The following is a 19,038-nucleotide window of genomic DNA, read 5'->3' on the forward strand; positions in this document are numbered from 1 at the left end:
CGCAGCGTGGGGGCACCTCCCGTGCCCGAAGGGCTACGGGGGAGGGCGTGCCAGGCGTCGCGGGCCAGGAGGGACTTTCGAAACACGCCCTAGGCCGACGCCTCCGCCGCCCGGATCGGCGGGACCGGCGCGGGCATCGGCCTCCTGGAGCGGCTGCTCGTCGCCGACGCCGCTCTGACGGCGCTTCAGCGGGAAGTGGTCGTCGCACGGACCCGCGGTGCCGGGACGGAGCGGCGGCACGATCCGGCGGAGGGCTGTGGGACCGGCCGGCGGAGCGGATCGCGACCGTCCCCGCGCACGAGTACGAGCGGCTGCGGCGCGTCGCCGAGTCGCGCGGTCACCGTGTCGACTCCACCCATCCGCCCACTCATCTGCGACGGAACCTGCTGGCCGAGACCGCCGCGGGCACCGGGACGGCCGCACGCACCGAGACCGCCGCACGCGCCGAGACTTCCCCGAGCATGGGGACGTCCGTGGGCACGGGGACGTCCGTGGGCAGCGGAACCACCGCACCCGGCGCCGTCCTTGTCGTCGGCGAGTCCCGCTCGGCCGCCGTGGACGCCGAACTGGCCGAACCGGCGCGGAAGGTGGCGCGCCGGGTCCTCGACGGCTACGGCGCCTGACCAAGCCCGCGGGGCGCCACCGGGTGCCGGGCCCGCCGCCCGGTACCCGGTGGCCGCCACCCCTCGCGTGTTACCTGCTGGTACGTCATGATGGCGGCCGACCATCCACACGGCCCCGGGCGAGGTAACGGTGACGACCATCGACATACGGAACACGGTGCACGCCTTCCGGGACGACGCCCTGGGGGAACACGACGCCGTCGGGCTCGCGGCGGCGATCCGGCGTGGCGAGGTCGGGGCCGACGAGGCCGCCCGGGCCGCGGCCGAGCGGGTCCGGGAGGTGGAGAGCAGACTGCACGCGGTGCAGGTGCACGTCGACAGCCCGCGCCCGGCCACCGGCGGCCCGGGACTGCTCACCGGCGTCCCGACTTTCGTCAAGGACAACAGTGACCACCGCGGGCTGCCCACCGGTCACGGCAGCGCCGCCTTCACCCCGCGAGCGGCCGGCCAACACGCCCCGTTCGTGCGGCAGTTCGTCAGCACCGGGGTCACCGTGCTCGGCAAGACCCGGCTGCCCGAGTTCGGCTTCAGCCCCAGCACGGAGTACGAGGGGGACGCCGAACCCGTCCGCAACCCCTGGCACACCGGCCACTCGGCCGGTGGCTCCTCCGGCGGCAGCGCCGCCCTGGTGGCCGCCGGCGCGGTGCCGATCGCGCACGCCAACGACGGCGGCGGCTCGATCCGCATCCCCGCCGCGGCCTGCGGACTCGTCGGCCTCAAGCCGACCCGCGGCCGGGTGGTCCCCAACGCCCAGAGCAGGCTGCTCCCGATCGACCTGGTCAACGACGGCGTCGTCAGCCGCTCCGTCCGCGACACCGCCACCTTCCTCGCCGCCGCCGAACGCTACTGGCGCAACCCCGCCCTGCCCCGGCTCGGTCTGATGGAGGGCCCCACGGGCCGCCGGCTGCGCATCGGCCTGCTGCTCGACTCCCCGGCCGGCGCCCGCACCGACGCCGCCACCCGGGCCGCCGTCACCGAGACCGCCACCCTCCTCGAATGCCTCGGCCACACCGTCGAACCCGTCGCACCGGCCCTCGACCCCCGTTTCACCGACGACTTCCTCACCTACTGGGGCATGCTCGCCTTCCTCATAGGCGCCACCGGCCGCACCCTCGGGCCGGACTTCGACCACCGGCGCATGGACGGCCTCAGCCGCGGGCTGCGCGCCCGGTACCTCGCGAACTGGCGGCACACCCCCGGCGTGCTGCGGCGCCTCGGACGCACCAAGGAGGCGTACGCCGCCGCGTTCCGCGGGTACGACCTGCTGCTGTCCCCGGTCCTCGCCCACACCACGCCCCCGATCGGGCGCCTCGGCCCGGACGTGCCGTACCCGGAGCTGATCGAGCGGATCCTCGCGTACGTCGCGTTCACCCCGATCGACAACGTCGTCGGCACCCCGTCCCTCTCGCTCCCGGCGGCGCGGACGACGGACGAGCAACTGCCCATCGGCGTGATGTTCGCGGGCCGGCCCGGAGCCGAACGGACGCTGCTGGAAGTCGCGTTCCAGCTGGAGGCGGAGCAGCCGTTCCGGCGGATCCAGGACGTCTGAGCGCTGGGCCGGACGGGAGGTCCGGACGGCGGGTCCGGACGGCGGGTCCGGCGGCCCGGTGGGTGCGGGCTCACGGACCGGCCAGGTCACCGTTCCGGATCGGGTTGCCGCGCCGGATCCGGATCCGGATCCGGAACGGGTACGGGGCCGGGCAGCGGGCCCGGCTTCGGATACGGATCGGGGCGGGGCGTGGGCGGCTGCGGGTCGGGTTCGGGCCTCGGCGGCGCGGGCGGCGGCGGATCCGGTCCGCCCGGCGCGGGTACCGGCCCCGGCGCCGGTCCGGGCTGCGGTCCGGGCCCCGGTGCGGGGGTGGGACTCGGGGGCACGGGATCGTTCGGAGGGTGACCCATGGTTCTCGCCTCGCTCCTCCTGTCTCCTCCGGCTCCGGCGGGTGCCGGGCCGGACATCCGGGCGGCCGTTCGGGCGCGCCGCCTCAGAGGTCCCGGATCCGGGCGGCCAGCTCCTCGCGGTGCCCGCCCAGCCAGGTCGCGAAGTCCTGGAGGCCGGGATACAGCGCCCGTACGGCCGCGATGTCGCGGGCGCCGGTGAAACGCTCCTCGCAGTCCGCGTAGAACTGGAACATGTTCCCCGACTCGTCGGCCCCGGGAACGTCCCGTGCGCGGTACGCGTCCGGAGTCAGCGGCCGGTACGCCACCGGCTCGCCCAGCGCCTCCGTCATCCGCGCGGCCATGTCCGCGACCGGCAGATGCTCGCCCGCGATGCTCACCGTGGCCGCGATCAGGTCGGTGCCCCGGTGCAGGACGGCCAGCGCGACATGGCCGATGTCGCCGACGGCGATCCCCGCGAGCCGCTTGTCGCCCATCGGCATGTCGAGGACGAGGGTGCCGTCGTCGACGCGGTGCGGTCCGGAGCCGCCGAGCAGGTTCTCCCAGTAGTACGTGGCCCGCAGGAACGTCGTCGGAACCCCCGCGTCCCCGAAGAAGGCGTCGGCCTCCGCCTTGGCGTCGAAGTGCGGGACCTTGTACGAGCCCTGCAGCGTCGGCATGCGCGGGTCGTCGACGGGGACGCACGCGCGGGTGTCCTCCAGCGTGGACCAGATCGCGTGCTGCACCCCGGCGTGCCCGGCGGCCCGGGCCAGATGGCCGGCCTGCGCCTTCTCCCGCTCGGCCGACCCGTGCTCCCAGAAGTTCGTCACCAGGAACGCGCCGTACACGCCCTCGAACGCCGGCCCCAGACTCTCCGGCTCGTCGAGGTCCGCCCGCACCACCTCGGCCCCCAGCCGCTCCAACTCCTTCGCCGCCGCTGAGTCGGGCCGGCGGGTGAGCGCGCGGACGGCGAACTCGCCCTCGGGATCGGCGAGAATGGCCCGCGCCACGCCGCCGCCCTGGTTCCCGGTCGCGCCGCACACGGTCACGATGCGCTTGTCCGTCATGCTTCCGGATCCTCCTCCTTCGATCTCCTCCGGTGTTCACCAGGGGCGGACGGCCCCCGCGGACACCTGCGACAGCCGACGTCCGCGACGGCTCGCGCCCGCGACAGCCGGCGCGCGCGACATCGCGAGATCGGATGCCCGCGAAGGCGCCACACCCGCCGCTCGCGCGCGCGGATGAACGCCGAGCGCTCCGGCCGCCCATTCGGGCGGCTACCCGCCCGGCCGCCCGCCATGCCTCCGTGTCACCGGCCCGGGTGCCCGCGCCTGCCCGCGCCGGGGCTCACTGACCCAGCACGCGCTTGAGCTCGTCCTTGTTCATCGACGAGCGCCCGTGCACATCGCGCCGCTGCGCCTCCGCGTAGAGCTGGTCGTACGTCGGGCCCCGCGCGCCGCTGTGCGCGTGCTGCCCGCCGCGGCGCGAGGAGGACATGTCCTCCAGGGAGGTCCGGCTCGCCGTCCTGGACTCGCCCGCCCGGGCGCGCTCCTTGTTCACGGTCCGCGCGGCGATCTCTCGGGCGCGCTTCTCGCTCTCGCCCCGGTCCAGGGCGCTCTCCTTGATGTGCTCGTACTGCCGCTCTCGTTTGCTGCTCGATCCGCGCGGCATGGCCCTTCCTCTCTCTGGGGGAATCCGGGAACCGTGGGGCTGTGACGGGTCCCCGCGACGGGCCGCTGCCTCTTGCGCGGAGGTTCACGCGTACGGTCCGGGGGACCGGCCGGTTCCTCCGATGATCGTCATGGCGCGGCCGATTCCGCCACTCGACGTGCCACCCGGCGCCCGCTCCTTCGGCCCCGGCCGGATCCCTGCGAGGAGGGGAGTGGGGGAGGAGAGGCCGGAGCCGGACCGCATGCGGGTGGAGACCCTGGCGGTGCTCCACCGGCGGACCCGTCCGTGCCGGTCCGCGCCTGACCGCGCCCGTCCGCTCCCGCTGCTCCCGGCGTCGTACGACCCGGTGGCGCGAGCGCGGCCCTCTACCGCCGGCGACGGGCCGGCCGTCGCCACCCGCGGCGGCCCTGCGACGGCGGGCAGGGGAGGTCGTCCCTCAGCCGTCGAACGCGCCGTGCCGCCCCGCCCCCGACGCGAAGCGTGCGGCGCCCGCCCCCGTCTCGCCCGCCGACAACGGCACCATGCCATGCCGGAGTTCGGCGTCCAGCGCCTCCGACTCGGGCCGGCCGTGCTGCTCCCGCACCGACAACCGATCGTGGCGCAGACACAGTTGGGGGAACGCCGCGATGTTCCGGGCGAGTTCCTCGGCCTCGGCGCGGGCCCGTCCGGGCGGGACGAGACGGTTGGCGAGACCGATCGCGTACGCCTCGGCGGCCGGGACCGGCCGGCCGGTCAGGATCAGGTCCATGGCGCGGCTCTCGCCGATCAGCCGGGGCAGCCGTACCGTGCCGCCGTCGATCAGCGGCACTCCCCAGCGCCGGCAGAACACCCCGAAGACCGCGTCCTCCTCGGCCACCCGCAGATCGCACCAGAGCGCCAGCTCCAGGCCGCCCGCCACCGCGTGCCCGGAGATCGCGGCGATCACCGGCTTCGTCAGCCGCAGTCGGGTCGGCCCCATCGGCCCGTCGCCGTCCGGCGCCACCCGGTTGCCCCGCCCGGTGCCGATCGCCTTCAGGTCCGCGCCCGCGCAGAAGGTGCCGCCCTCACCCCACAGCACGGCCACCGCCGCCTCGTCGTCCGCCTCGAACTCCCGGAAGGCGTCGGCGAGATGGCGGGCCGTCGGTCCGTCGACGGCGTTGCGGGCGGCGGGCCGCGACAGCACCACGGTCGTCACGGGCCCGTCCCGCTCCACCCGGACGGCGGGCGCGGTCTCCTCCTGGTCCGCCGGCGCGGCGGGGGTGTCGGTCATGGCGGCATTCTCGTGCGCCGGGACCCCCAGGGCCAGGAGGCAGGGGGCAGGGGCCGGGAGGCAGGGGCCCGGCTCCCGTCCTGCGTCCTCTCCGGCGTCCTCGCGCCGCCCGGTCCGGGGTGCCACGGGGCAGGTGGCCGGACCCGGCGGCTCACGCGCGGGTGCGGAGCCGGGCGCGGAGGGTCAGTCGGCGGCGGCGCTCGCGCAGGGCGCTCGTACGGCGGTCGAGTTCCTCCATCAGGCGCCGGCCGCGGTGGTCGGGGTCGAGCTCGTCGAGGATACGGTCGAGTTCGGCGAGCAGAGCCCCGTGCAACTGCCAGTGACGCGGGTCGCGCAGCGTCAGCGCCAGCAGGAGCTCGGCCGCGTGGGTACGACGGGCGCGGGCGGCCCGTAGCTCCTCGGCGAGGCGGTGCTCGGCGGCCTCCGCCGCCTCGCTGCCGCGCGCCGTGACGAGGACGGCGAAGCTGACGACGGCGTCCCCGGTGTACTCCGCCGTCTCCCGCAGCGCCAGAGCGGCGGGAGACGGCAACAGCACCGCGCCGGAGCGCGCCTTCGCCAGGTCGGTGACCGTACGGGCGAGGACGCGTACGACGACCGCGCAGATCTCCAAGGTGTCGAGCCCGGTGCGGAGCACGACGCGGTGCAGCAGCCCCTCCTTGACCCGGGGATTGAGCCGCAGGCTGTCCTCGGCCGTGCGCAGCGCCGCGTCCACCCCGGCGACATCGTCGTCCAGGCGCCGGGCCTCGTGCAGCCGGGCCGCCGCCCGCTCGACCGGGGTCGTCTCGGAGAACTCGTCCGCCACGTCGAGGAGGAGCCGGCGGGTCCGCCGGGCCAGCTCCTCGATCGACTCCCCGGCGGTGTCCACCCATACGGGTGGCGCGAGCACCAGATTGAAGAGCAGCCCGACGGCCGCCCCGATCAGCGTCTCCAGCACCCGGTCCCAGGCCGTGTGGGCGACCTGGGTGACGCCGAGCACCAGCATCGCGCTGATCGCGACCTCCGGTACGAACTCCTCGACGCGCACGACCCGCCCCACCACGAGCGACGCCAGGATGATCAGGGCGAGGCTCCACCAGGAGAGCCCCACGATCACGCTGAACGCGATCGCGATGAGAACGCCGACCACCACCGAGTTGACCCGGCGCAGGCTGGTGGTGAGCGTCGAGTAGAGCGTGACCTGGACGACCAGGAGCGCGGTGAGCGGGGCGGTGAGCGGTGCGGGTTCGCTGCTGAGCCAGAGTGCGACGACGTACGACAAAGTGGCCGCCGCAGTCGAGCGGACCGTTTGCACGGTGAACGGATCGCGCCGCAGCCGTGCGACGAGCCGGGCGTGGCGGGACGCGGGTCCGGTGCGCCGCCGAGGTGCCTGTGCCACGTACTCCCTCCTTCGGGTCGTCGTGCCCCGGCCCACCGGCTCCTCGTGTTCCTTGTGTTCCCCGTGTCTCTCGTGTTGCTCGTGCTCGTGCCGGGTCTCTTCGCGCCGGGCCTTCGGTCCCCGACGCCTGCCCCGGTCCGGTGGACCGTATGCGCCCGGTCGGCGGACGGTCTCGTGGTGGGACCGCCGTCTCCCGCCCATGCTGGACGTGCCGCCCGAAAGCCGCGCGGCGCGAACCGCTGGGCCGGGCCCCGCCGCGCGTGAAGCCCGAGTCGTACGACGGCGGGCGGAGCGCACGAAGGCGGGTGAGGCGTACGAGGAGTACGAGGAGCGCGACGGCGTACGAGCCGCACGGGCAGGAACGAGCACCCGACGAACGAAAGGGAACCGGAAAGGGGACCATGACCGCGAAACCGCCACCGGCCTCCTCCGGGCCCGGCCCCGTGAGTATCGGAACCGTGACCACCGCCGTCCCGGCCCGGCTGGACCGGCTGCCCTGGTCGCGCTGGCACTGGATGATCGTCGTCGGCCTCGGCACCGTCTGGATCCTGGACGGTCTGGAAGTCACCATCGTCGGCAATATCGCCGGCCGCCTCGCCGAACCCGGCAGCGGTCTGCACATCACCGCCGCCCAGGTCACCGGCACGGCCGCCGCCCTCTATGTCGCCGGCGCCTGCGCCGGCGCCCTGTTCTTCGGCTGGCTCACCGACCGGCACGGCCGCAAGAAGCTGTTCATGGTCACCCTGGCCGTCTATCTCGCCGCGACCGCGCTCACCGCGCTCTCCTTCGAGGCGTGGTGGTTCTTCCTCTTCCGTTTCCTCACCGGCTTCGGCATCGGCGGCGAGTACGCGGCCATCAACTCCGCCATCGACGAACTCATCCCGTCCGCGTACCGGGGCCGGGTCGACCTGATCATCAACGGCAGTTACTGGCTGGGCGCCATCGGCGGAGCGATGCTCTCCCTGGTGATGCTGAACACCGGCATCTTTCCCGAGGACGTGGGCTGGCGGCTCAGTTTCGCCCTCGGTGTCGTCCTCGGACTCGTCATCCTTCTCGTCCGGCGGCACGTGCCGGAGAGTCCGCGCTGGCAGTTCATCCACGGCCGGGGCGAAGAGGCCGAACAGCTGGTGGGCGAGGTCGAGCGGGCCGTCGAACGGGAGCACGGCCACCGGCTGCCGGCCCCGCGCGGCACCCTCACCATCCACCAGCGGCGCGCCATCGGATTCGGGGTCGTCGCGAAGACCGTCTTCCGCCGCTATCCGCGCCGTGCGGTGCTCGGCCTGTCGCTCTTCATCGGGCAGGCGTTCCTCTACAACGCCATCACCTTCGGCTTCGGCACCATCCTCATCACCTTCTTCGACGTGCCGACCGACCGCACCGGCTACTACTTCGCCGTCATCGCCGCCGGCAACTTCGTCGGCCCGCTGCTGCTCGGCAAGCTGTTCGACACCGTCGGACGCCGGATCATGATCTCCTCCACGTACCTTCTCTCCGGCGTCCTTCTCTTCGGTACGGCCTGGCTCTTCGGGCGCGGCACACTCACCGCGACGACCCTGACCGTCTGCTGGTGCGTGGTGCTGTTCTTCGCGTCGGCGGGCGCGTCGAGCGCCTATCTCACGGTTTCGGAGATCTTTCCGATGGAGACCCGGGCGATGGCCATCGCCTTCTTCTACGCCATCGGCACGGCCGCCGGCGGTATCAGCGGCCCGCTGATCTTCGCCGAACTCACCACGTCGGGCGTGGTGTCCGACACCGTCGTGGCCTTCCAGATCGGCGCGGGCCTGATGTGCGCGGCGGGCCTGGTGGCGGCGTTCCTCGCCGTCGACGCCGAGCGACGTTCTCTGGAGGACATCGCCACCCCTCTGTCGGCCGAGCCGGAGCGCTGAGGCCGGGAGGCGGGGCGGCGGCCGGGGGACCGGCGTACGCACCCGTTCTCCGCCCCTGCCCCTCTTCGCCCTGCCGTCGTCCCCTGTCACAGGAAGGCGTGCCGCTCGCCCCGGTAGGTGGGGACGGCGTCCACGATCCGGTCGCCCTCGACGAGATGCAGGGTCTCGACCCGCTCGCACAGTTCCCCCGCCTTGGCGTGCCGGAACCACACCCGGTCGCCGAGCCGCAGCCCGTCCGCGGCCGGCCCGGTCAGCGGGGTCTGGACCTCGCCCGCGCCCTCGGCGGGCAGCATCCGCAGGCCCGGCGGATGCACCGGCAGCGGCAGCCGGTCCGGGCCCGGCGCCCCGGAGGCGACCCAGCCGCCGCCGAGGACGGTGACATGCCGGGGCGCCGGCCGGCGGACCACGGAGAGCGCGAAGTACGCGGCGGGCAGCGGGCGGAAGCCGCGGTAGTGGTCGAACAGGGCGGGCGCGTAGACACCGGATCCGGCGCCCAGTTCGGTGACGGCCGGCTCGGCCGAGGTCGACTCCAGACTGCCGGTGCCGCCCCCGTTGACGAACTCCAGCGGCGCCACCGCCCGTACGGCGCGGATCGCGGCGGCGCGGCGGGCGCGCAGCTCACGGACGGACACCCGCTGCACGAGCCGTACGGCCGCGCGCATCGCGCCCGGCCCGGGCTGGTCGTCGCCGACACCGGCGATCTGTCCCTCGTACGCCATCACGCCGACGAGTCTCAGCCCCGGCCGGGCCAGGACCGCGCGGGCCAGCGCGGCGGCCTGCTCGGGGGCGTGCAGCGGCGAGCGGCGCATGCCGAGATGGACGCGACCGCCGAACAGGCGCAGCGAGGCATCGAGGTCCAGACAGACGCGCACCGGGGCACCGGACCGGCCGATCGCGTCGGCGATCAGGTCGAGATGCGCGACGGAATCGACCATCAGGGTGATGCGGGCGGCGGCCTGTTCGTCGGCGGCGAGTCGGCGCAGCGCGGGCAGGTCGGCGGTCGGGTAGGCGACGAGGATGTCGGTCCCGGGGGCGATCGCGCCCGCGCCGGCCGTACCACCCACCCTGGCCCTGCCGTCCCTGCCGTCCCTGCCGTCCCTGCCGTCCCTGCCGTCCGTGTTGCCTGGCGCCGTACCGGCCCGGCCCGCACCGATCAGGCCGCCACCGGCCGGATCCGCGCCGCCCCGGCCGGGCCCGTCCTGCGCCAGCCACAGCGCCTCCGGCAGCGTGAAGGCGAGGATGCCGGAGAAGCCCGGCATCCGCAGCACCTCGCCGATCAGGGAGCGGCAGCGCAGGGACTTGCTGGCGAGCCGGATCGGCTTGCCGCCCGCGCGCCGGACCATGTGGCCGGCGTTGGCACGCAGGGCCGCGAGGTCGACGACGGCGAACGGCGGCTGGAGACCGGCCGTCGCCTTCTCCAGATCGGCGAACCCCGCGGGGGAGACCGGGCGGACGGCCTGGGCTGGGGCGGGGACGGCGAAGACGTCGTCCGGCACGGCGCTGGGCATGGCGTGCGGCCTTTCCGAGGACAGGGGCGGAGGAGGAAGCGGCGGAGACGGCGGAGACAGCGGCGGCGGTGTGGGGCGGTGCGGGGCGGGAACCGCGAGGGGCGCGAGCCGTCCCCGAACCGGCCCCGGAAAGGCGGGGGGTGGCCCCGGGGCCGGATCGGGTACGGGGCGCCACGGTCTCTTGGTCGGTCGTCCAAGTCAAGGCGCGGGAGCCCTTGACTTGGACGACCGACCAAGTTCAGTCTTCCGGCGAGGTCCTGTCCGAGTGGCCGGAGTCGGGGCCGTCGCCACTCGGACGGGACCAGCCGTCGCCGGGCGTCCGGCGCCGGTCCGTCGATCGGGTCGAGAGGACTCCTGGCATGAGCAGCGTGTGGCGCAACTGGGCGGGCAACGAGGAGGCGCGGCCCCGGCGGGTCCTGCGCCCCACGGGTCCCGACGAGGTGGCCGCCGCGGTGAAGGACGCCGTGGACGCCGGCCTGCGGGTGAAGCCGGTGGGCTCCGGGCACTCCTTCAGCGGCGCGGCCGTCGCACCCGACGTCCAGCTCCTGCTCGACGGCATGGACGGGCTGTGCTCCCTCGACGAGGCCACCGGCCTCGTGACCGTCGAGGCGGGCATGCCGCTGTGGAAGCTCGGACCGTTGCTCGCCGCGCACGGCCTGGCCCTGGAGAACATGGGCGACATCGACCGGCAGACGATCTCCGGTGCCATCTCCACCGGCACCCACGGCTCCGGCGTACGGTTCGGCGGCATCGCGACCCAGGTCCGCGCCCTCGAACTGGTCCTCGCCGACGGCAGCGTGGTCACCTGCTCGCCCACCGAGCGGCCCGACCTGTTCGCGGCGGCCCGGGTCGGCCTCGGTGCCCTCGGTGTGCTCACCCGGGTGACACTCCAGTGCGTCCCGCTGTTCGCCCTGCACGCCCGCGACGCGGCCATGCCGGTCGGTGAAACCCTGGAGAGGGCCCAGGAGTTCGCCGACACCCACGACCACTTCGAGTTCTTCTGGTTCCCGCACAGCACCACCACTCTCACCCGGCGCTTCCGGCGGCTGCCCGGCGACGCGCCGCTGCGGCCGATCGGCGCGGTCGCCCGCCGTCTCGACGAGACCGTCAGCGGCCTCGGCTTCGAGGGCCTGAACCGCCTCGGCGCCCGCTTTCCGTCGCTGGTGCCGCCGATCGCCCGGTTCGCGGCACGGGCCATGTCCTCGCGCGAGTGGACCGACCACTCGTACAAGGTCTTCGCCTCGGTCCGCGATGTCCGGTTCCACGAGGGCGAGTTCGCGATCCCGCGCGAGCACGCGGCCGACGCGCTGCGCGAACTGAAGCGCTGGATCGACGCGCACGACGCGCGCGTGTCCTTCCCGCTGGAGGTGCGGTTCTCGGCCGCCGACGACATCTGGCTGTCCACCGCGCACGGCCGCGCCAGCTGCTACATCGCCTTCCACCAGTACCACCGCATGCCCTATCAGCGGTACTTCCGCGCCTGCCAGGACATCCTCGGCGACTTCGGCGGGCGGCCGCACTGGGGCAAGATGCACGATCTCGGTGCGGACGAACTCCGGTCCCGCTACGACCGGTTCGACGGTTTCACGGCTCTGCGCGACACGCTCGACCCGACCGGCGTCTTCGCCAACCCGTACCTCGACCGCGTCCTCGGCCCGGCCCCCGAGGCGCCGGTACGACGCCCCGCGTGACCTCGCCCGCGTGACTCGCTCCGGGAGCGGCGACCCGAGGGGGCGAGGTCCGGGCGAAGTCACGGCGAGCGGGCGGCGAGCCACGGCCGCCACGGCTCCCGGTCCACCGGAATCCGTCCCAGCCGAACAGCACCGCCACAAACTCTCGCGGTACGGCCCCCGGGTGCGGCAGGATGCGCGGCAGTGCGTCGCCCCGCCATGATCCTTCAGGAGCCCCCGTGATCCTTCGCAGTCCCCTCCCCGATGTCGCCGTGCCGGACGTCACCGTGCACGAGCTGCTGTTCGGCACACTCGGCGACGCGGACCGGGAACGGATCGCGCTCGTCGACGGGGTCAGCGGACAGACCCTCACCTACGGCGAACTCGCCGAGCGGATCGACCGGTTCGCCGGTGCGCTCGCCGCACGGGGGCTGCGTCCCGGTGACGTGGTGGCGCTCAACGCTCCCAACTGCCCGGAGTTCGCGGTGGCGTTCCACGGAGTCCTCCGCGCGGGCGGAACCGTCACCACCCTCAACGCCCTCTACACACCGGCCGAGATCACCGCACAGCTGCGCGACGCCGGAGCCGTCCGGTACCTCACGGTCGGCCCGCTGCTGCCCGCCGGACTCGCCGCCACCGCCGCTGCCGGACTGTCCGCCTCCCAGGTGTACCTGCTGGACGACGGCGCGGGCACGGACGGGACGTACGAGACCCTGCCCGCCCTGCTGGCCGAGGGCCGGCCCGCGCCCCGGGTGACCATCGATCCCGCGACCCACCTCGCCGCCCTGCCGTACTCCTCGGGCACCACCGGCCGTGCCAAGGGCGTCATGCTGACCCACGCCAACCTGGTCGCGGCCGTTCGCCAGAACGAGCCGGTGCTGCCGCAGAACTCCGAGGACACGGTCCCGGCGATCCTGCCCTTCTTTCACATCTACGGGATGAGCGTCATCCTCAACGGCACCCTCAGAGCGCGCGGGACGCTCGTCACCCTGCCGCGCTTCGACCTCGCCGAGTTCCTCCGCGTGATCCAGGAGTGGCGCTGCACCTTCCTCTATGTGGCGCCGCCGATCGCCGTCGCGCTGACCAAGCATCCGCTGGTCCGCGAATACGACCTGTCCTCGGTACGGTTGGTGGTGAGCGGGGCGGCGCCGCTCGACGAGGCGCTGGGCGAGGCGCTCGCGGCCCGGCTCGGCTGCCGGATGCTCCAGGGTTTCGGCATGACCGAGCTGAGCCCGGTCTCCCATCTCACCCCGGTGGACGGCAGTGTGTCGGTCGGCTCCATCGGCTTCGCCCTGCCGAACGTGGAGTACCGGCTGGTCGACCCCGAGACCGGGCACGAACTCGCGCCGCCCGCCGAAGGGCTGAGCGAGACGGGTGAACTCCAGGTGCGCGGACCGAATGTGATGGCCGGTTACCTGAACAACCCCGAGGCGACCGCCGAGACCATCCTGCCCGACGGCTTCCTGCGTACCGGGGACCTCGCCCGGCTCGGGCCGCGCGGCGAGGTGTACGTCGTCGACCGGCTCAAGGAACTCATCAAGTACAAGGGCTACCAGGTGCCGCCGGCCGAGCTGGAGGCGCTGCTGCTCACCCACCCGGCGATCGTGGACGCCGTCGTGGTCGGCTACCCCGACGAGACGGCCGGTGAACTCCCGCGCGCGTTCGTCGTCCGCCGCCCCGGGGCCGAGCTGACCGCGGACGAGGTCGTCGCGTTCGTCGCCGAGCGGGTCGCGCCGCACAAGAAGGTGCGGATCGTCGAGTTCACCGACACCGTGCCCAAGTCGGCGTCCGGCAAGATCCTCCGCAAGGACCTGCGCTCACTGCCCCTCGGAGCCGGCACCGGAGCCTGACCCGGCCCCCGCCCCGGCCGCCCCTCGATTCAGCTGTCGCCCTCCGGATCCGTCCCCGCCCCTGATCCGGGCGCGGGCGGGGCGGCGAAGTGGGCCAGGGCCGCCGCGGCCGGAGCGGCGATCGCCGGCCGCAGCGCGGTCCGTACATCCGGCGCGAAGTGCGGCGAGTGGTTGGGCGCCGGCGGCTCCCCGTCCGGGCCGGCGGCTCCCGCCACCCCCAGCATCCAGTACACCAGCGGGATCCCGGACTCCCCGTGGATCCCCGCCCCGGCGTCCCCGAACAGCGGGAAGTCCTCCGTCGCCGGCGACCCCGGCCATGGCAGCACCCGACCGGGCCCGAGCAGCCGCGCGTGCGCGCCCCACGCGGCGGCCGTCGCCGCCGGATCGCACCGCAGTGCCGCCGACCGGGACACCATCCTCACCTCCGGGTCGCGCGGCGCCCCCGAGGCCGCGCTCTCGGCGCGCACGATGCGGTGCACGGCCGCGAGCGCCCGCTCCAGTGCCGCTTCGTCCGCCGCCCGGACCCCGATCCCGAGCGTCGCGAGGTCCGGGATGACGTTGGCGGCGACGCCGGCCCGGAGCGTGCCCACGGTCAGCGTCACCGCCTCGGCGGGTGCCGACTCGCGGGACACGACCGCTTGCAGCCGGGTGACCACGGACGCGGCGGCCAGGACCGGGTCCACCGCCAGATGCGGGGTGGCGGCGTGCCCGCCCCGGCCGTGCAGCGTCACCTCCAGTACGGCGCCGGCCCCGGTGATCGGCGGGCCGCCGTCCGTCATGTGCGCGATGAGGCCGGACGGCAGCGGGGCGGCGTGCTGGGCGAGGACGACACCGGGCCGGCCGAACCGCTCGTACAGTCCGTCCCGCAGCATCGCCTCGGCCCCGGTCAGCGTCTCCTCGGCGGGCTGCCCCACCACCACGAGCGTGCCCTGCCACCGGCCGGACAGCGTGGCGAGCAGCTCCGCCGCGCCCGCCGCCGCCGCGAGGTGCAGATCGTGGCCGCAGGCGTGCATGGCGCCGTTCCGGCTGGCGTACGGCAGTTCCGTACGCTCCCGCATCGGCAGCGCGTCGAGCTCCGCCCGCAGCCACACGCTCGGCCCGGGCCCGTTGCGCAGCACCCCGACCACCCCGTGGCCGCCCACTCCCCGGGTGACGTCCAGACCCGCGGCGGTGAGCCGCTCGGCGAACCGGTCCGCGGTGCGGGCCTCCTCGCCGGACGGCTCGGGATGCGCGTGCAGGTCCAGATAGAGGCCGAGCGCCGGCCGCAGCACCTGCCCGGCCCGCAGGAGGAGATCCTCCCCACCGGGCCCGGCGCCAAGGGACTGCGGCATGGCGGAGGAAGGCGAGGAGACCGGCGAAGGGGTCGGGGAAGAAGGAGGGGGAACGGTCGGGGACATCGGCGTACTCCGGGGAGGGAACGGCCCCGGGCCTCCGTCGCGGCACGGCGGCGGAGGCCCGGAACAGGCGTACGGAACAAGAAGCGTGACGGACAGTCAGGTCACTGTCAGGGGAAGGGGTGCGGGGCCATCCGGATCTCGGCCTCGGTGAGGTCGGTGTCCCGGTGCCCGCCGCGCCGCAGCGCGGTACGCAGCCGGGGCATCCGCACCGCCCGCTGCCGGTTCCAGCCGAAGTCGATCGGCAGCAGCCCCGGCACCACCGTGGCGACCGTGCGCAGCCCCATCCGCTCCTGCTCCGGAGAGGTCTGGTCCACCACGATCACATCGTGGCCGGCGCCGACGAGCGCGTCACGGACCACCGCGACGTCGTCCCGCAGATCGCCGGTGCGCGGCCGGCCGTGACCCTGCCACTCGGCGTACGCCTCGTCGAACGGACGGGCCTCGGACGGCTCCAGATAGCTCCGCGCGTACTCGGCCATCCTCGGCAGCCCGTACAGCTGGGGGTGGTCCTTCAGATGCCGTACGAGACCGAAGTCGTCGGCCATCGCCTCCAGTTCGCCCTGTCGCTCGACGGTCTGCCGGGTCAGGTGCGGGATGTAGCTGAGCACCTCCGACAGCGCCCCCTCGACCGCCGAACGCGGATCCAGCGAGGCCGCGGCCGCGAACGACAGGGTGCCGGGCCCGCCGTCGCGGCGGACGCCGACCACGGTGACGGCCGGGACCGGCAGGTCGATCCGGTTGTCGAAGGCGTGCACGTCGTAGCCCTGGAGCGCGGCCCGTTCGACCATCGCGGCGGCCGTGGGGCTGCCGAGGGTCGCCAGGTCGATCCGGGGCAGCCGGGCCGCCCCGTACCAGCCGTTGAGGAAGGAGTCCCGCTCGATCAGCTCCAGCAGACCGCCGAGCACCGCCTCCTCCAGGGCGCCGCCGATGGCGCAGCCGTTGGAGCACTCGAAGACGAAGTCGTCGCCGGCCAGCGGCGCGCTGTAGTAGACGAGCCGGGACGGCACCAGGACGGGCCGTTCGTCGCGCAGCGACCAGCCCCACTCCCAGGGAATCGGCCGGGCCGGGTCGAACGGCCGGACCAGCGGGTCGTCCCGGTACGTCTCCGGGCTGTAGACCCCGCACTCCACCGGGTCGATCGCGTCGGCCCGCAGCTCGTCGTACGAGCCGACGACCGGCGCGTGCCCGCCGCGCCGGTGCGTACCGGAGTACCGCTCCAGGCCCTCCAGGAAGGCGAGCCGGCGGCTGGTCGCGAAGGAGTTCTCCTGCCCGCTCCAGGTGACGTCGTGCAGCCCCGCGTAGCCTCGGATGAACACACTGCCCGCCACCGGGGCGGTCGTCGAGGAGGTGACGTCGGTCCAGGTCGAGGCGCCCAGCGCGCCGCAGACCGGGTTGGCGAGCGCGTCCACCGGCATCGGGATCGCGAACGCGGAGCGCAGCCGGTAGCCGTCCGGGTCCGGCTTCGGGCGGGAGACCAGGCTCAGCGGCTCGACCTCGCCGGCCGCCGGCACCCGGGCGCCCGGACCGCAGTCCGGGCAGAGCGGATCGGCGAGCAGCGGATACGTGCGGACCGTCAGGTTCGCGAGGTCGAGCCGGGTCACCTGGGGCAGCGCCCGGTCGGCGGGGTGCTCGGCCGGTGGCACCGGCGCCGGACCCGAGCCCGGCCGGCCGAGGACCTCCTCGCCGAGGACCGCCTCGGCCAGCGCCGCCACCGAGTCGTGGACGTGCGCGGGCAGCAGCGGCCAGGCTCCCGCCGGACGCGGCCCGTCGAGCCCGCCGAGTTCCAGCGCGTCGCGTTCGCTGCGGCTGCGCAGCCGCTGCCAGCGCAGCGCGAGACAGCGGCCGCAGGCGGGCGCGGTGCCGTCGCCGCCCCAGGGGCCGACGAGGACCGCCGAGGCGGTCAGATGCACCCGGGCCGCCGGCCGGTCGGCCGCCCACACGTCCGGCGCGTCGCCGTCCCCGCCGCGGGCGGCGACGGCGCCGACCGTCACCACCCGCGGCGCGCCGTCGCCGAACCGGCCGTCCAGGGTGGACTGGAGGGCGGCGCGGGCGGTCTCCATGGGCTGGGCGAGCGGCCGGGCCGCGGTGGGCGTGGTTCCCGTGGTTCCTGTGGCGGGCGCGGTGGTCGCGGTGGTTGCGGTGGGCGCGGTCATGACTTCTTCGTCCAGCGGAAGGTGCGCGCCGCGATCAGCCCGAACACCGCGGCGAACACGACGAGTCCCACACAGCCCATGCCGATGTCCCCGAGGTCGCCCCGGCCGGTCAGCGAACCGGACACCGCGTCGTTGAGATAGCGCAGCGGCAGCACCAGGGAGACCTTCTGCAGCCAGTCCGGCATGGAGTCCAGCGGGAAGAACGAGCCGGACAGGAACGCCATCGGCAGCATGAGGAAGTTGGCGATGCCGGCCACCGACTCGGCGGTGTCGGCGATGCTGCCGATGATCACGCCGAGCAGCAGGAAGGTGGTGATGCCGAGGATCAGTACGGGGATCAGCAGCGGCCAGCGCGAGGCCGGCACCAGACCGAAGCCCGGCAGCATCGCGACGCCCACGAACAGCACCGACTGCACGAGCCCGACGCCGAGCGCGAGAACGTAGCGCGAACCGATGACGGCGGACAGCGGCGCCGGGGACATCCGGATCATCCGCAGGATGTCGTCCGCGCGCCACTGCATCAGCGTGAAGCCGGTACCGAAGACGGCGGCGTTGGCCACACCCCAGGACAGCACCCCGGACGCGGTGTACGACAGATACGAGAAGCCGCTCTCCTCGACGCTCTGGCCGCGGAAGACCAGACCGAAGACCACGAGGAAGATCAGCGGGAAGGCGAAGGTGAAGAAGACGGTCGTCTTGTCCCGGACCTGGGCGCGGTAGCCCGCGGCGGTCAGGGCGGAGTAGGCGCTCATGCCTGCTGCTCCTGGTTCTTCGAGGCGTGCTGCGACGCGGGGGAGGTCTGCCGGGTGGTGAGCTCGAGGTACACGTCCTCCAGGCTGGGCGTACGGGTCTGCACCCCGTCCAGGCCGCCCCGCGCGTCCAGCGCGGACAGCACCTGCCCGGTGGCGCGGGTCTCCAGGACGAGATGTCCGCCCTGCACCATGACCCCGTCCACGCCCGGCAGTTCGCGTGCCTCGGCCTCGTCGATCCGGCCGAGCGGCACGAGCAGCCGGCTGCTCGCGCCGAAAGTGTCGATGAGGTGCTGCGGCTCGTCGGTGACGACGAGGCGGCCCGCCACCAGGATGCCGACGCGGTCGCAGAGCGCCTCCGCCTCGTCCAGGTGATGGGTGGTGTACACGATGGTGCGGCCCTTCGCCTTCAGCCCCCGCAACACCTCCCACAGATCGCGCCGGCCCTCCGGGTCGAGCGCGGCCGTCGGCTCGTCCAGGAAGATCAGCTCCGGACCGTGCACCAGCGCGGACGCGATGGCGAGCCGCTGGCGCTGACCGCCGGACAAGTTGTCCACCCGGACGCCGTGCATCCCGCCGAGACCCACCGACTCCAGGGTCTCGTCCACGGCCCGCGGATCCGCGCCGAACAGCGCGGCGACGGTCCGCAGGTGCTCGTGGACGGTCTGGCGGACGAAGAACGCCGAGGACTGGGTCTGTACGCCCATGCGCGGCAGCAGCGCGGTGTTGCGCGGCCACGGCGACTCGCCGAACACCGTCACCGACCCGGAGTCGGCCTTGCGCAGCCCTTCCATGATCTCCACCAGCGTGGACTTGCCGGCGCCGTTGGGGCCGAGCAGCCCGAAGAACTCGCCGCGCCGGATCGTCAGGGAGACCCCGTCGACGGCTCTGCGGTCGCCGTAGGTCTTGGTCACGGCGTCGACCGCGACGGCCGCCGCGGCCACGGCGTCCGTGGAGGGGGAGGGGGAGGTCATAGGGGTACCTCATTCATGAGTTGCGTGAACTTTCGCCGTCGGGGAGGTCGTCGGGGCG

14 protein-coding genes are annotated in these 19,038 nt (G+C 74.2%); 5 read left to right on the top strand and 9 right to left on the bottom strand.

The genetic code is table 11. From position 1 onward, the window contains the following. The first annotated feature begins 461 nt into the window (after positions 1 to 461). Positions 462 to 623 carry a hypothetical protein gene (locus ABZ990_RS23575; RefSeq protein WP_361234881.1) on the top strand — a complete coding sequence of 54 codons (162 nt, stop codon included), beginning with the start codon at positions 462 to 464 and terminating at the stop codon, positions 621 to 623. A gap of 130 nt (positions 624 to 753) precedes the next feature. Then, positions 754 to 2,172 carry an amidase gene (locus ABZ990_RS23580; protein WP_361234884.1) on the top strand — a complete coding sequence of 473 codons (1,419 nt, stop codon included), beginning with the start codon at positions 754 to 756 and terminating at the stop codon, positions 2,170 to 2,172. A 433-nt stretch (positions 2,173 to 2,605) separates the two neighbouring features. On the opposite strand, the gene ABZ990_RS23585 is transcribed toward ABZ990_RS23580, so the two are convergent. The 4 genes from ABZ990_RS23585 to ABZ990_RS23600 all read right to left on the bottom strand — a co-directional run bounded on the left by ABZ990_RS23585 (position 2,606) and on the right by ABZ990_RS23600 (position 6,793). Further along, complete coding sequence (locus ABZ990_RS23585; protein WP_361234886.1) at positions 2,606 to 3,565, bottom strand: NmrA/HSCARG family protein; 960 nt, start codon at positions 3,563 to 3,565, stop codon at positions 2,606 to 2,608. Between the two features lie 280 nt (positions 3,566 to 3,845). After that, the gene (locus tag ABZ990_RS23590; RefSeq protein ID WP_361234889.1) at positions 3,846 to 4,169 is read right to left on the bottom strand and encodes a plasmid stabilization protein; all 324 of its coding nucleotides are present in this window, start codon (positions 4,167 to 4,169) and stop codon (positions 3,846 to 3,848) included. 436 nt (positions 4,170 to 4,605) lie between these two features. Continuing rightward, positions 4,606 to 5,418: a crotonase/enoyl-CoA hydratase family protein gene (locus ABZ990_RS23595; RefSeq protein ID WP_361234892.1), complete on the bottom strand. Its 813-nt coding sequence runs from the start codon at positions 5,416 to 5,418 to the stop codon at positions 4,606 to 4,608. 151 nt (positions 5,419 to 5,569) lie between these two features. Continuing rightward, positions 5,570 to 6,793, bottom strand: coding sequence for an aromatic acid exporter family protein (locus tag ABZ990_RS23600; protein ID WP_361234895.1), 1,224 nt, complete (start codon positions 6,791 to 6,793; stop codon positions 5,570 to 5,572). Between the two features lie 401 nt (positions 6,794 to 7,194). On the opposite strand from ABZ990_RS23600, the gene ABZ990_RS23605 reads away from it, so the two are divergent. After that, positions 7,195 to 8,679 carry an MFS transporter gene (locus tag ABZ990_RS23605; protein ID WP_361234898.1) on the top strand — a complete coding sequence of 495 codons (1,485 nt, stop codon included), beginning with the start codon at positions 7,195 to 7,197 and terminating at the stop codon, positions 8,677 to 8,679. Between the two features lie 86 nt (positions 8,680 to 8,765). Here the strand turns inward: ABZ990_RS23605 and ABZ990_RS23610 are convergent, their stop codons facing one another. Continuing rightward, positions 8,766 to 10,187: an alanine racemase gene (locus ABZ990_RS23610; protein WP_361234901.1), complete on the bottom strand. Its 1,422-nt coding sequence runs from the start codon at positions 10,185 to 10,187 to the stop codon at positions 8,766 to 8,768. A 359-nt stretch (positions 10,188 to 10,546) separates the two neighbouring features. On the opposite strand from ABZ990_RS23610, the gene ABZ990_RS23615 reads away from it, so the two are divergent. Beyond that, on the top strand, positions 10,547 to 11,878 hold the full coding sequence (locus ABZ990_RS23615; protein WP_361234904.1) for a D-arabinono-1,4-lactone oxidase: 1,332 nt from the start codon (positions 10,547 to 10,549) through the stop codon (positions 11,876 to 11,878). A 218-nt stretch (positions 11,879 to 12,096) separates the two neighbouring features. Beyond that, positions 12,097 to 13,707, top strand: coding sequence for an AMP-binding protein (locus ABZ990_RS23620; protein ID WP_361234907.1), 1,611 nt, complete (start codon positions 12,097 to 12,099; stop codon positions 13,705 to 13,707). A 29-nt stretch (positions 13,708 to 13,736) separates the two neighbouring features. Here the strand turns inward: ABZ990_RS23620 and ABZ990_RS23625 are convergent, their stop codons facing one another. The 4 genes from ABZ990_RS23625 to ABZ990_RS23640 form a co-directional block, all read right to left on the bottom strand. Next, positions 13,737 to 15,038 (bottom strand): amidohydrolase, encoded by a 1,302-nt coding sequence (locus ABZ990_RS23625; protein WP_361234910.1) that lies wholly within the window; start codon positions 15,036 to 15,038, stop codon positions 13,737 to 13,739. A 173-nt stretch (positions 15,039 to 15,211) separates the two neighbouring features. After that, positions 15,212 to 17,164 carry a TOMM precursor leader peptide-binding protein gene (locus ABZ990_RS23630; protein ID WP_361235014.1) on the bottom strand — a complete coding sequence of 651 codons (1,953 nt, stop codon included), beginning with the start codon at positions 17,162 to 17,164 and terminating at the stop codon, positions 15,212 to 15,214. A gap of 89 nt (positions 17,165 to 17,253) precedes the next feature. Beyond that, on the bottom strand, positions 17,254 to 18,009 hold the full coding sequence (locus ABZ990_RS23635) for an ABC transporter permease (protein WP_361234913.1): 756 nt from the start codon (positions 18,007 to 18,009) through the stop codon (positions 17,254 to 17,256). Continuing rightward, positions 18,006 to 18,980, bottom strand: a complete 975-nt coding sequence (locus ABZ990_RS23640; RefSeq protein WP_361234916.1) for an ABC transporter ATP-binding protein — start codon at positions 18,978 to 18,980, stop codon at positions 18,006 to 18,008. Before ABZ990_RS23640 ends, ABZ990_RS23635 begins: the two co-directional genes overlap by 4 nt. Positions 18,981 to 19,038 lie beyond the last annotated feature (58 nt).

Origin of the sequence: Streptomyces sp. NPDC046203 (assembly GCF_040646255.1) — a bacterium.
Classification (GTDB): domain Bacteria; phylum Actinomycetota; class Actinomycetes; order Streptomycetales; family Streptomycetaceae; genus Streptomyces.

Excerpts from the sequence above, each read along its gene's own strand:
- ABZ990_RS23575 (WP_361234881.1), top strand. The coding sequence starts at position 462 with ATGGGGACGTCCGTGGGCACGGGGACGTCCGTGGGCAGCGGAACCACC.
- ABZ990_RS23585 (WP_361234886.1), bottom strand. The coding sequence starts at position 3,565 with ATGACGGACAAGCGCATCGTGACCGTGTGCGGCGCGACCGGGAACCAG.
- ABZ990_RS23590 (WP_361234889.1), bottom strand. The coding sequence starts at position 4,169 with ATGCCGCGCGGATCGAGCAGCAAACGAGAGCGGCAGTACGAGCACATC.
- ABZ990_RS23595 (WP_361234892.1), bottom strand. The coding sequence starts at position 5,418 with ATGACCGACACCCCCGCCGCGCCGGCGGACCAGGAGGAGACCGCGCCC.
- ABZ990_RS23605 (WP_361234898.1), top strand. The coding sequence starts at position 7,195 with ATGACCGCGAAACCGCCACCGGCCTCCTCCGGGCCCGGCCCCGTGAGT.
- ABZ990_RS23610 (WP_361234901.1), bottom strand. The coding sequence starts at position 10,187 with ATGCCCAGCGCCGTGCCGGACGACGTCTTCGCCGTCCCCGCCCCAGCC.
- ABZ990_RS23615 (WP_361234904.1), top strand. The coding sequence starts at position 10,547 with ATGAGCAGCGTGTGGCGCAACTGGGCGGGCAACGAGGAGGCGCGGCCC.
- ABZ990_RS23625 (WP_361234910.1), bottom strand. The coding sequence starts at position 15,038 with ATGCCGCAGTCCCTTGGCGCCGGGCCCGGTGGGGAGGATCTCCTCCTG.
- ABZ990_RS23630 (WP_361235014.1), bottom strand. The coding sequence starts at position 17,164 with ATGGAGACCGCCCGCGCCGCCCTCCAGTCCACCCTGGACGGCCGGTTC.
- ABZ990_RS23635 (WP_361234913.1), bottom strand. The coding sequence starts at position 18,009 with ATGAGCGCCTACTCCGCCCTGACCGCCGCGGGCTACCGCGCCCAGGTC.
- ABZ990_RS23640 (WP_361234916.1), bottom strand. The coding sequence starts at position 18,980 with ATGACCTCCCCCTCCCCCTCCACGGACGCCGTGGCCGCGGCGGCCGTC.